The 12,105-nt window shown below is 72.0% G+C and carries 12 protein-coding genes and 1 pseudogene; 6 read left to right on the top strand and 7 right to left on the bottom strand.

Features of this window, described 5'->3' with window-relative positions:
- Nucleotides 1–227: 227 nt before the first annotated feature.
- The 6 genes from AB0959_RS04045 to AB0959_RS04020 all read left to right on the top strand — a co-directional run bounded on the left by AB0959_RS04045 (nucleotide 228) and on the right by AB0959_RS04020 (nucleotide 6,434).
- Complete coding sequence (locus AB0959_RS04045) at nucleotides 228–1,580, top strand: extracellular solute-binding protein (RefSeq protein WP_366824682.1); 1,353 nt, start codon at nucleotides 228–230, stop codon at nucleotides 1,578–1,580.
- 78 nt (nucleotides 1,581–1,658) lie between these two features.
- A complete protein-coding gene (locus AB0959_RS04040; RefSeq protein WP_366824681.1) occupies nucleotides 1,659–2,606 on the top strand; it encodes a sugar ABC transporter permease in 948 nt (315 codons plus the stop codon).
- Nucleotides 2,603–3,436, top strand: coding sequence for a carbohydrate ABC transporter permease (locus AB0959_RS04035; protein ID WP_366824680.1), 834 nt, complete (start codon nucleotides 2,603–2,605; stop codon nucleotides 3,434–3,436). The genes AB0959_RS04040 and AB0959_RS04035 overlap by 4 nt, the downstream gene beginning before the upstream one ends.
- Nucleotides 3,437–3,450: 14 nt before the next feature.
- Nucleotides 3,451–4,461, top strand: a complete 1,011-nt coding sequence (locus AB0959_RS04030; RefSeq protein ID WP_366824679.1) for a Gfo/Idh/MocA family oxidoreductase — start codon at nucleotides 3,451–3,453, stop codon at nucleotides 4,459–4,461.
- Nucleotides 4,458–5,498 carry a Gfo/Idh/MocA family oxidoreductase gene (locus AB0959_RS04025; protein ID WP_366824678.1) on the top strand — a complete coding sequence of 347 codons (1,041 nt, stop codon included), beginning with the start codon at nucleotides 4,458–4,460 and terminating at the stop codon, nucleotides 5,496–5,498. Before AB0959_RS04030 ends, AB0959_RS04025 begins: the two co-directional genes overlap by 4 nt.
- A 111-nt stretch (nucleotides 5,499–5,609) precedes the next feature.
- A complete protein-coding gene (locus tag AB0959_RS04020; protein WP_366824677.1) occupies nucleotides 5,610–6,434 on the top strand; it encodes a DUF427 domain-containing protein in 825 nt (274 codons plus the stop codon).
- Nucleotides 6,435–6,454: 20 nt separating this feature from the next.
- Here AB0959_RS04020 and AB0959_RS04015 read toward each other — a convergent pair whose 3' ends face one another.
- The 7 genes and pseudogenes from AB0959_RS04015 to AB0959_RS03985 form a co-directional block, all read right to left on the bottom strand.
- The gene (locus AB0959_RS04015) at nucleotides 6,455–7,354 is read right to left on the bottom strand and encodes an amidohydrolase (protein ID WP_366824891.1); all 900 of its coding nucleotides are present in this window, start codon (nucleotides 7,352–7,354) and stop codon (nucleotides 6,455–6,457) included.
- The gene (locus AB0959_RS04010; RefSeq protein WP_366824907.1) at nucleotides 7,351–7,539 is read right to left on the bottom strand and encodes a hypothetical protein; all 189 of its coding nucleotides are present in this window, start codon (nucleotides 7,537–7,539) and stop codon (nucleotides 7,351–7,353) included. The genes AB0959_RS04015 and AB0959_RS04010 overlap by 4 nt, the downstream gene beginning before the upstream one ends.
- A 70-nt stretch (nucleotides 7,540–7,609) precedes the next feature.
- Nucleotides 7,610–7,819: pseudogene (locus AB0959_RS04005) on the bottom strand (aromatic amino acid lyase); the annotation flags it as partial.
- Between the two features lie 161 nt (nucleotides 7,820–7,980).
- Complete coding sequence (locus AB0959_RS04000; protein WP_366824676.1) at nucleotides 7,981–9,132, bottom strand: S1 family peptidase; 1,152 nt, start codon at nucleotides 9,130–9,132, stop codon at nucleotides 7,981–7,983.
- Between the two features lie 151 nt (nucleotides 9,133–9,283).
- Entirely contained in the window at nucleotides 9,284–9,808 is a 525-nt protein-coding gene (locus AB0959_RS03995; RefSeq protein ID WP_366824675.1) for a MaoC family dehydratase, read from the bottom strand.
- Nucleotides 9,809–9,858: 50 nt separating this feature from the next.
- Entirely contained in the window at nucleotides 9,859–10,311 is a 453-nt protein-coding gene (locus tag AB0959_RS03990; protein WP_366824674.1) for a YbhB/YbcL family Raf kinase inhibitor-like protein, read from the bottom strand.
- Between the two features lie 19 nt (nucleotides 10,312–10,330).
- Complete coding sequence (locus tag AB0959_RS03985) at nucleotides 10,331–11,938, bottom strand: PucR family transcriptional regulator ligand-binding domain-containing protein (RefSeq protein ID WP_366824673.1); 1,608 nt, start codon at nucleotides 11,936–11,938, stop codon at nucleotides 10,331–10,333.
- Nucleotides 11,939–12,105: the final 167 nt, after the last annotated feature.

The raw sequence follows: 12,105 nt of genomic DNA, 5'->3' as shown, positions 1-12,105 counted from the left end.
AACGGCCTGTTGCCGGGAACAGCATGCACTCCACTCTTGACGCGCCATGGCCGGATCCCGATTATGAAACGCAACTGCTTTATTAAACCACTCGGTGCCCACGCAGACCGCGTCCGCGCACCTCCCTGGCACTCGCCCTCGCAAGCCCCCAAGACCAGCGGTTCTTCGCCGCAGGCCCCTCAGCTCTCCGCCTCGCCCTCCCTCCGTCTCCGTTCCAGGAGTCCGCCATGAGTCACATCCCCACCCCGCTGTCCAGACGCGCGTTCCTCGCCGCCACCGGCCTGGCCGTCGCCGGCGGCTCCTCACTGCTCGTCGGGTGCAGCGACACCCTCACCCCCGGCGCCAAGTCCTCCGACGCGGGCAGCGCCTCGCCCGCGTCCACCGCCGTACCGACCGACAAGAAGATCACCCTGGTGGTCGCCGACGCGGACGACACCACCATGACCCCCGGCCTGCTCGCGGCGTTCCGCGAGAAGTACCCGAACATCACCTTCAAGCGCCAGTACACCGGCTGGGACGATTACCTCAAGAGCATCAACACCACGATGTCGGCAGACTCCGCCCCCGACATAGCCCAGTTCGTCTCCGGCATGAACAACCTGGTCAAGGGCAGTCTGCTGCTCGACGTCGGCGCCTACGGCAAGGCGTACGGCTGGTCGGGCAAGTTCCCGGGCCTGGACCAGATCACCTTCAGCGCCGACGGCAAGACCGCCGGTACCGGAGCCCTGTACGGCGTGCCCGGCGGGCTGTCGTTCGAGGGCGTCTACTACAACAAGGCCAAGCTGAAGAAGCTGGGCCTGACCGTGCCTCCGGCCACCGTGGCCGAGTTGGAGGCCATGTTCGCCAAGGCCAAGGCGGCCGGGGAGACCGCGCTCGTCGAGGGCAACCTCGACGGAGGCCTCAACCACCCGTTCAACGTGCTGCTGTCGGTCTACCTCAAGCCGGAGGACCGCGAGGCGTGGGCGTTCGGCCACAAGGGCGCCAAGATCACCGGGCCGGAGGCCGTGAAGGCCGCGACGACCCTCAAGCGCTGGGTCGACAAGGGCTATGTGACCCCCAAGGTCAACGGCACCAGCGACAACGACGCCACCGCCGCGTTCGCCGAGGGCAAGGGCGTCTTCCGGATCAGCGGCAACTGGGCCGCCGCGGCCGTCGCCAAGGGCCTCGGCGACAACGCCGGACTGTTCAACATGCCGCCGGCCGCCCAGGGCGGCGCCGTGCGCACCACCGGCGCGGGCGTCTACTACTGTGTCTCCAGCAAGTCGAAGAACCCCGCGGCCGCGGCCGCCTTCCTCGACTTCTGCGCGACGCAGCAGGCTTCCGCCGTCACCGCGAAGGCGGGCTTCATGGCCCCCGACGCCTCCTCGATGCCCCAGCAGACCGGTCTGCTCGGCGACGTACTGACCAGCTGGCAGGGGATCGTCAAGGACTCCGGGCTCCAGCCCTTCGTCCAGAACGCCTCCACCCCGACGATGCCCGACACCGTCACCACGCAGCTTCAGTTGCTCGCCGGCGGAAAGGTCACCCCCGAGAAGTTTCTCGCCGCTCTCCAGGCCGACTACGACCAGTTCCACTCCTGACCCCTGCGCCGCCCCACCCGTACGGCTCGCCGACCTCGCCCGACCTGCCAAAACCCCTCCCGACCCGCCTGGGACGACATGACGACCACCACCACCCCACGGGCCACACCTCCCGTCCGCAAACGCACCGGACCACCGTCCGGCGCACGGACCGCGACGCGCAGGCGCCGCCGGGCCGTGGCGCTGCTGTACGTCCTGCCGGCGCTGCTGCCGTACACGCTGTTCGCCGTCCTCCCGGCCCTGCACACCGCCTACCTGTCGCTGTTCGACTGGGACGGAGTGACCCTGCCGTCCTTCGTCGGCCTCGACAACTACCGCCGGGTGGCCACCGATCCGCAGCTGCGGGCCGCCGCCTGGCACGCGGGCGCGCTCATCCTCTTCTTCTCCGTCCTGCCCATCGGTATCGGCCTGGTGTCGGCGGCGCTCGTCGCCCGCCGCTCGGGCCGGCGGGGCACCTCCCTGATCCGTACGCTGCTGTTCCTGCCGCAGGTCGTCCCGCTGGTCGCGGTGGCCATCATCTGGCGCTGGGTGTACGCCGAGGACGGCACCCTCAACCAGGCACTGCGGGCGATCGGCCTCGGCCACCTCACCGACTCGTGGCTCGGCAGCTTCACCTGGTCGCTGCCGGCCGTCGGCCTGGTCGGGACCTGGGTGGTCGCCGGGCTGTGCATGGTGCTGTTCCTGTCCGGGACACAGCGCATCGACCAGGAGGTCTACGAGGCCGCGCGGATGGACGGCGCCGGTCCGGTGCGCGAGTTCTGGTCCGTCACCGTCCCGCTGCTGCGGCCGGAGATCGCCGTCGCCCTGTCGATCACCGTGATCGCCGCCCTGTCCAGCTTCGACCTGATCTACATCACCACCGGCGGCGGCCCCGGCAACAGCACCGTCGTGCCCGGCATCCTCATCTACCGGCTGGCCTTCGGCGGCGGCGCCGTGGGCCTGGCCAGCGCACTGGCCGTGGTGCTGACGGCGGTCATCGCCCTGGCCGTCGTCGTCATCAACCGGCTGTCCCGGGAGGCACCATGACGACACGTCAGGCACGTCAGCGGCGCGATGTGGCCGCACCCGCGGTGCTCGCGGTCTTCGTCGCCGTCGTCCTCGTCCCGTTCCTGTCCCTGCTCCTCGCGTCCCTCCAGCCCGCGGGCACGCCGCTGACCGGGCTCGCCTGGCCGGACGGCATCCACCTGGAGAACTTCGTCCACGCCTGGTCCGCGGCTGGATTCGGCCCCTTGCTGCGCTCCAGCGCCGTGATCGCCCTCGCCGTCGTCCCCGCGGCGGTCCTGTGCGCCACCCTGGCCGGATACGCCCTGGCCACCATGGACGTCCCCGGCGGCGGCAAGTTCTATGGGTACGTGCTGCTCGGGCTGTCCATCCCCACCGAAGTCACCGTCATCCCGCTCTACTACGACCTGCGCGCCCTCGGCCTCACCAACACCGTGCCGGGGCTGGCCCTCGCCGAGATCGCCGCCTTCATGCCGTTCGGCGTCTTCTGGATGCGGGCCCACTTCGCCACCGTGCCACGCAGTCTCATCGAGGCGGCACGGCTGGACGGCGCCTCCTCCTGGACGACGCTGTGGCGCGTCCTGATGCCCAGCTCCCGGCCCGCCGTGACCACGCTCGGCGTCCTGTACTTCGTCTGGAGCTGGAATCAGTTCCTGCTCCCGCTGATCCTCATCCAGGACCCGGCCAAACGCACCGCACCCGCGGGACTGGGCTTCTTCACCGGCCAGTTCGACGTCGACGTCCCGCTGCTGGCAGCGGCCACCCTGATCGTGATCGCCCCCGTCGTCCTCGTCTACCTGTTCTTCCAGCGGCACTTCATCAACGGCGTGCTCAGCGGCGCCCTCAAGGGCTAGGAGACCCCCACCAGATGGCACAACTCGACGTCGCGATGATCGGCGCGGGCGGTATCGCACGCACCCACCTGCCCGCATGGACCGCGCTCGGAGCCCGCGTCCGCGTCTACGCCCCCGACGGCCAGGCCCCCGCCCTGGCAAGGGAGTTCGGCCAGAGCCCGGCCGGCTCGCGTCACGAGGCGATCGACGGGGCGGACGTGGTCGACGTCTGCACCCCCACCGACACCCACCACGAGATCACCCTGGCCGCCATCGCGGCCGGCGCCCACGTCCTGTGCGAGAAACCCCTGGCACTGCGCGCGGCCGACGCCGAGGAGATGGCCGCCGCCGCGGACGCCGCCGGCGTACGGCTCTACCCGGGCCACGTGGTCCGCTGGTTCCCCGCCTACGCCCGGCTGCACGCTCTGGTCACCGGCGGAGGACTCGGCCGGGTCGCGGTGGCCCGCTTCACCCGGACCGGGTGCTACCCCACGTGGAGCGGCTGGTTCGCCGACCCGGCGCGCTCCGGCGGCATCCTGGTCGACCAGATGATCCACGACATGGACATCGCCCGGTGGCTGTTCGGCGAGGTCGTCCGCGTGTACGCGCAGCAGTCCGGCCATCTGACCGCCCCGGCGCCGGACGGCGCGGTCGCCACGGGGACCGCGGTCCTCACCCACACCACGGGCGTCATCACCCAGATCGTGGGCGTCTGGGCGCCGCCCGCCACCCCGTTCCGTACGACGTTCCACATCGCCGGAACCGGCGGAACCATACGGCACGACTCGCTCGCCTCACCCGGACTGCGGATCGTCGGCACGGCCGGAGCCGGGCCCGCCGAGGGCATACCGGCCGGTGACTTCGGCGAGTCCCCGTACGTCACCCAGATACGGGAACTCGCCGACGCCTTCGCGTCAGGGGCCGAGCCCCGGGTGAGCGCGGCCGACGGAGTGGCCGCCGTCCGTATCGCCGAAGCCGCCGTCGCGTCGACCCGCACCGGACGGGCCGTCGATCTCGTCCCGTCGCCGGAGGGAACGTCCGCATGAGGATCGCCGTCCTGTCCTTCGCCCATGTCCACGCCCCCACCTACATCGAGCTGCTGCGCGACCGCGACGACGTGGAACTGCTCACCGCCGACCCCGACGGCCCACCGGACGACCCGGACCGCGGAGCGGCACTGGCCGCGCGGCTCGGCGTGCCCTACAGCGCCGACTGGGACGAGGTGTTCGCGCGGCGCCCCGACGCGGTCGTGGTGACCAGCGAGAACTCCCGCCACCGGCACCTCGTCGAACGGGCCGCGGCCGTCGGCGCGCACGTCCTGTGCGAGAAGCCCCTCGCCACGACGGAGGAGGACGCCCGGGCGATGATCGACGCGTGCGCCCGCGCCGGGGTCGCCCTGATGACCGCCTACCCGGTCCGCTTCGGCTCTGCCTTCACCGCGCTGCACCAAGCCGTCGAGAACGGCTCGCTCGGCTCGCTGGTCAGCGTCCACGGCTCCAACAACGGCTGGAACCCCAGCGGTTCACGGTCGTGGTTCGGTGACCGGGAGCTGGCGGGCGGCGGCGCGGTGATGGACCACACCGTGCACATCGCCGATCTGATGGACGTGCTGCTCGGCGGCGAGCAGGCGGTGGAGGTCTACGCCCAGGCCAACGACCTCCTGGGCAGCGGTCACCCCCTGGGCAGCGCCGAGTCCGGGGTCGAAACGGCCGGGCTGGTCACCGTCCGGTACCCGGGCGGCGTCGTCGCGGCCGTCGACTGCAGCTGGAGCCACCCGAAGGACCACCCGACCTGGGGCGGCCTGGCCCTGACCTGCGTGGCCGAGCGGGGAATCGTCGAGTTCGACGCCTTCCCCCGGCTGCTCTCCGGCTTCGACTCCACCACCGCCCGCTCCCGCTGGGAACCCGGCGGGGACGACCTCGACGCGGCCATGCTGGAGGAGTTCCTCGACGCCGTGCGCACCGGTCGCCGCCCCCGGCCGGACGGCGAGGCGGGGTTGCGGAGCCTCAGGATCGTTCTGGCGGCCTACGAGTCGCTGAGGACCGGGCAGCCCGTACCGCTGCCCGAACCGGTGGGGGAGTGACCGGCCCGTGCCCGCCGGTGGACTCGGCACTCGGCCGGACTGCGCCTGACACAGGACACTGGTGGTGTCGCCCGTCTCGACGAGTGCTCGACGAGTGAAGGAGAGCCGGTCATGACCACCCCGTTTCCCACCGCCCGTGCTGTCAGGGCCACCCCGGAAGGACTCCTGTGGGAGCCCAGCGCACGCTGGGTGCGCGGCCGCAAGGGTGATGTCACCGTCGTGGACAGCAGGCACCCCGTCCTGGTGTGGGAGCCCGACGTGCCGGTGCCGCTTTACGCCTTCCCGCGCGCGGAGGTCCGCGAGGACCTGCTGCGCCCGGCGAAGAACCCCCCGACGGGCGCGCACACCGGCTCAACGGTCTTCTACGACCTCGAGGCCGGCGGCGAGCTGCTGGAGAACGCGGCCTGGACGTTCCCCGCCGACGACCTGGCCGGTCACATCGCCTTCGAGTGGTTCCGGCGCAGCGGCAAGGGCCTCGACCACTGGTACGAGGAGGAGGAAGAGATCTTCATCCACCCCCGTGACCCGCACAAACGGGTGGACGCCGTGCCCAGCAGCCGCCATGTCCAGGTCGAGATCGGCGGCACGGTCGTCGCGGACACCCACCGCCCGGTCCTGCTCTTCGAGACCGGGCTGCCGACGCGGTACTACATCCCGCGCGAGGACATCCGCCTCGACCTGTTCGAGCCCACCGACCACAGCACCGGCTGCCCTTACAAGGGAACGGCCGAGTACTGGTCGCCGGCGGACGACACCGGCGCACCGCCGAACGTCCTGTGGAGCTACGCCGCCCCGCTGCCCGCGGTGGGCGCGGTCCAAGGGCTCCTCGCCTTCTACAACGAGGCGGTCGACATCACCGTGGACGGCGAACGCCTTGAGCGGCCCGTCACCCCGTTCACCAGGACGCTCTCGTCGCGGCCTGATGACGAGGACTGAGGACCGTCCCGTGCCCCGGGTCAGTCCTTCCCCGTGAGCAGCCGCCGCGGATTGGCTATGCGGAACGCGTACGCCGCGGCTCCGCCCAGGCCGAAGCCCGGGTGCCGCGGCGGCTCCGCGTAGGGCCGGTCCGAGCCCTGGACGACGGCCTCGACCCCCAGCGCGCGGACCACCGCCTCGACGGCACGCGGACCGTACGAGGACGTCTCGGCGAACACTCCCGGGTCGGCCTCGGTGCCGCCGTCGCCCCGGGCGGCGAAGCGCTCACCGTGCAGCGGGGCGAGCCCGGCCAGGAGCGCGAAGCACACCCTGAGGCGCGGACGGCGCGGCCGTCCGAAGGCCCGGAAGGCGAACCAGGCGGCGTGCATCTGCTGGACGTAGGGGACCATCGCGGGCCACCAGCCGGGCCCCCGCGGCTCACCTGCCGCGGGGCCCGGGTGGACGAACAGCGGGAGGCCGCGCTCTTCGAGGAGGTCGAGCAACGGGGCGCAGCGCTCGTACCCGGTCGCGTCGGCCAGGGCGTTCGCCGGGAGCTGGAGGCCGGCGAAGCCCCGGTCGAGGACCTTGGCCGTCGTGTCCGCGTCGACGTCCCGGACACAGGCGGCGGCCCAGGCGCCGAACGGCTCGGGCAGCTCGGCCGCACCCTCGTGGTAGGCGTCGAGCAGGGGCCGCGCCTCGGCCGCGGGCAGCCACTCCACGCCGATCGGGGAGGACAGCGAGACGAGCGCGCGCCCCAGGCCGTCGGCGGCGGCGAGGTCCGTGCGCCGGGCGACGTCGTGGTCCGCGGGAGGGACCTCGTAGGGCGGCTCACCGTCCAGGAACAGGGTCCAGCCGTCCAGGAAGGGCGGTTCGCGGCGGGACCGCAGGGCCGCCACCAGCGAAGGGCTCCACAGATGCTGATGCACGTCGACGTTGGTCATGACGCTCCTCCCGGCAGGGCGCGCAGGGTGCTCCGGACGTCGTCGGACTCCAGGATGTCGCGGCTGACCACCTCCACGTCCACCCCGCACGGCCGGTCGTCGTCCAGGCACGGCACGAGTTCCCTGATCGCGCGGTGCGGGAACTCGGGGCCCCGCCCCAGCGCGGACGGTGCGGCCAGGTCCACCGTCTGGTCCGCTGACGGCAGCGTCGAGCAGCCGGCGCACGCGCTCGACGGAGAGCGACGCGGTCCGCGTCAGGGCCGGCGCGAGGGTGTCGAGGGCGAGCGCCGGGGGCGGGGTGTGGAAGTTGCCGGAGGAGAGGATCCCGCTCGTGGTGCCCAGCGCCGAGCCGTCCGGCACGGAGTCGGCGAGCACCACCGGATTGTCCCCGCAGCCGTTGAGCTCCGCTCCGCCCCGAGCGCCTCGTCGGCGAAGTCCAGCGCGGCGTGCAGCGCCCCCGTGCACCTGGGCCGCGCACCGCAGCGCCCGTACACAGGGGTGGGTGGGCCTGAAGAAGATCCACGCCGATACGTCCGGCCCGGCCCACACGTCCGACCCCGCACTCCTGCCCGGCAGACCGCACGTGCGCGGTTTCGCCGGGCAGGAGGAGGGCCGGGCTTCGAGGGTCAGGCGGTGTGCAGCCTCAGACCGTAGCGGTTGAGGATCTCGTTGACGGGCTGGTACCAGGTCTCGCCGCCGGAGCTGCAGTTGCCCCAGCCGCCGGAGGTGACGCCCTGCGCCTGGTCTCCGCTGATGAAGGAGCCGCCGGAGTCACCGCCCTCGGCGCAGACGCTCGTCTTCGTCATCTGGTGGACGGCGCCCTGGCTGTAGTTCACCGTCTCGTTCTTGGCCAGGACGGCGCCGCAGCGCCAGTGCGTGGTGGAGCCCGAGCGGCAGATGGAAGAACCGACGGGGGCTTCGGCGGAACCGCGGACGAGCTGGTCGGGGATCGTGCCCCAGCCCAGGACCACCGGTACGGTCCACCAGCCGCTGCCGACGTTCACCCAGGCGTAGTCGTTGTCGGGGAACGACGATCCCTGGAAGTTGCCGATGTACGAGCGGTCCCAGCCGTACACCGCGGCACCGGCCCCGCCGCAGTGCCCGGCGGTGACGAATCCGCCCTGCACCGAGAAGCCGATGGAGCAGCGGACGTTGCCGGTGTAGTAGGGGTCGCCGCCCACGGTCCCGGCGGCGAAGGTCTGCGGTGCCTCGGCGGTCTGCTTCACCGTCACGGGACCGGTCTCACGGGCTCGTGCCAGGAAGCCCTGGACATCGTTGTCATCCTGTCGTGCCGCGACGACGCTCACGACGACCTCGTTGGCCTTGGGGTCGACGTACCAGCTGCTGACGCCGGCGGGTGCGGACAGCGCGTCGATGCGCGCCTTCGCCGCGTCGAGCCGCGCCGCGCTGTGCTTCACGAGGCGTATGGTCGCGCCGGTCGCGCGTACGGCCTCGGTGTCCGCGCCCGGGGTGACGGCGACGGTCAGTTTCCCGCTCGCGGCGTCGAACCAGGAGCCGCCGTACGACGACCCGGCGGCGCGCTTCGCCTCCCGCTCCACGGCCGTCGCGGTCTTCTCCGCGGCAAGGCGTGCCTCGGCCCGGCTCTTCGACAGGCCCAGATCGCGCTGCATGGCGGAGAGGAGTTCGGGAGAGGCCGGCGCCGCTGCCGGGCGTGCGGGGGGTTCCGCGGCGGAGGCGGGCAGCGCGCTCGCCGCGGCCCAGGTGCCCAGCAGGAGGAGCGCGGAGAGGCCGGTGCGCATGGCTGACGTGCGTCTCAAGGGGGTGCCCTTCGTTGTTCCAGCAGGTGGGGGTGGAACAGCAGAACTCTGAGAGCGCTCTCGCAACGTGCGCGGCAGAGCCTAGCCAGGGAAACCGGACTAGGTCCATACCAATTTCGGGCAGGCCGGATCTCGGCGGTCCGGTGAACGGCTAGCGCTGTGTGGGCTCCCCGCCCGCGGCAGGCCGGCGCAGCACGATGTTCATGGCCTTCATCGTCAGGACCGCCTCGCCGTGCTGGTTGAGGACCTCGATCCCGGTGTGGACGAGTCCGCGGTCCGGCCTGGAGCGCGAGACGCGCGCCTCCCGGACGGTCGTGCGGATGGACAGGCTGTCACCGGGGCGCACCGGCCGGACCCAGCGCAGTTCGTCGACGCCGGGGGAGGCCAGGGAGGCGACCTCGCTGAGGTAGTGGTCGGCGTACATGCGCATCATGACGGCACACGTGTGCCAGCCGCTGGCGATCAGGCCCTCGAAGGGACCCTGACGCGCGGCCTGAGGATCGGCGTGGATGAACTGCGGGTCGAACTCCCTGGCGTAGCGGAGGATGTCCTCCTCGGTCATGGTGACGCTGCCGTAGACGTACTCCGAGCCGGGCACGTAGTCCTCGAAGTAGCGGTCCTCGACCGGGGCGGCGAAGTCGGTGTCACTCAGCGTGGTGGTGGCGGGTGCTGTCATTCGCGACAGACTGACAGATCAGTCGTCACCGCTCCACCAGTCAGTGGCCCTCAGCGCTGGTACAGGCCCACGAGGGTGCCGCTGGCGAGTTGCTGCTTCTCGACGACCTGATGCACCTGGTCCGCGCTGGGTGCGTCGGGGAGCACACACGGTTCGGAAAGAGCGTAGAGCCGGAAGAAGTACCGGTGTGCCTCGTCTCCCGGCGGAGGATGCGGGCCGCCCCAGCCGTGTTCTCCGAAGCTGTTGACGAGTTCGGTGCCGCCGGCCGGGACCTGCCCCGCGTCCACGCCGTCGCTGTGGGGGTCGATGCCCACCACGATCCAGTGCGCGAAGGTGCCCGACGGCGCGTCCGGGTCCTCGCACATCAGCACCAGCTCGGACGCGTCGTCCGGCGCGCCGCTCCACGTCAGTGGCGGGGACACGTTCTCGCCCTCGTACGCGTAGCGCCGCGTGATGAAGGCGTGATCACTGAATGCGTTGCTCTTGAGGTCGATGTCAGCCATGTGGCCCGGGGTACCCACGTCAGCGCGGCGTACCCGAGCCGGACGGCGGCTGGGCCTCCAGCGCGGTCACCGCCACGTGCAGCTGCGTGCGCTGGGCGCCGGACTCCAGGTCGGTGCCCAGGAGACGTTCGATGGTGTGCAGGCGCTGGTAGAAGGCCTGCCGGGACAGGCCGGCGTGACGGGCGGCGATCGACTTGTTGCCGGCGGCGTCGAGGTAGGCCCGCAGGATGGCGAGCAGGTCGCTCCCGTGCCGTGCGTCGTGCTGGACGAGGCGCCCGAGCTGTCGCTCCACGTACTTCTGGACGCGGACGTCGTCGCGCAGGGAGTAGAGGAGCTCCGGAAGGCCCACGTCCGAGGAGAGGTGGAAGGGACGGCTCCGTGACGTGGGGCCGATGGCGTCGGCGACCTGTTCCGCCTCGCGGAACGACCGGGTGACCTGGCTGAGTTCGGTGACGCCCGGGCCGACCGCGACCACGACGTTCTCACCGAAGGCCGCCCGTACGTCGCGGGCGACGCGCTCCACGACGGGCTGCCAGGCACTGGCCCGGGCGAGTGCCAACAGCAGTCCGGACCGCTGCTCGGAGAGGTCCCCCATCAGGGCCTTCACGCCCGACGTCTGCAGGTGCGCCGCCAGATGTCCGGTCACCGTGGTGTCACCGGGCGGTGGCGCGTCCGCGTGGTCGATGACCACGGGGACCAGACGGTGGCCGGTCGTGGGCAGCCCGAGTGCCTCCGCCCGCAGTCGCGCCTCGGTGCGGCTGCGGTAGCGCCAGTGCAGCAGGTCGAGCAGGACGGAGCTGTGGGCCCGCCGGTCCCACTCGGGACGGCCGGTGAGCCGGGCCAGCGTGAGGGCGGTGGCGGCCTGCTCGAGGATCATCGTGTGCTCCGGCCCGAAGGACGGCCCACCCGCGAGCGGCAGCATCAGCAGACGCCCCCAGCGGCTGCCCCTCTCCTCGACGGGTGCCACGAGCCAGCCCTCGGGGCCGCTGACCGCCGCCCGGTCCGGTGTCCCGGCGGTGCGCGAGCGGCGCGGCCATGCCTCCAGCACCAGCCCGTCCGTGCGGCCGGCCGGCGCGCAGACCACCGCGTGGTGGATCAGGTTCTCCAGCACCACGGGACAGCCGGCCAGGTCCGCGGCGGTCCGCACGAACTCCTCCGGTTCGGCACCGCGCAGCGTGAGCGACGTGAACAGCTCGTGCACGTGCTGGGCGCGGCGCAGCAACTCGCCCTGCGCGTCGAGGATCAGGGCGTGCACGGTCTGGGTGACCTCGATGAACCGCACCCCGCGCGCCAGCACGATCAGCGGCAGGTCCCGCTCCCGGCACGCGGTGACGAGCTCCGGGGACGCCTGCTGGAACCGGCGGCCCAGCTCCAGGACGAGCCCCGACACACCGACGTCGGCCAACTGGTCCACATACCCGCGCAGTTGGGCCGGATCCGAGGGATGCGGCATACCGGTGGTGAGCACGAGCTCCCCGCCCTCCAGGAACGAGGCGGGGTCGAGGAGCTCGGTGACATGGACCCAGCGGACGGCACGGCCGAGCTGTCCCTCGCCGGCCGCCACGCGGGGCACACCGGCGGCGATGACGGGCAGCCGCAGTACGTCCGCGACTGTGAGGAACGGCATGGACGCCACTCTGTAGCGTGGGGCACGGTCATTGCAAGGGGCACTTGCCCTGCTCAGAGGCGGCTCGCGGGTTCGCCGTGAGGCGCCGGGCGCGTTGGCGGCTGCGGGTTCGATGTGGTTGCTCGCGCCCACGCGGCGGAGCCGCACATGTCGCAGCCCCGCGCCCC

Source organism: Streptomyces sp. NPDC046862 (genome assembly GCF_040704615.1).
Taxonomy (GTDB): domain Bacteria; phylum Actinomycetota; class Actinomycetes; order Streptomycetales; family Streptomycetaceae; genus Streptomyces.
The sequence above is the reverse complement of the archived record's forward strand: the minus strand, read 5'-3'. Positions and strand labels throughout refer to the sequence as shown.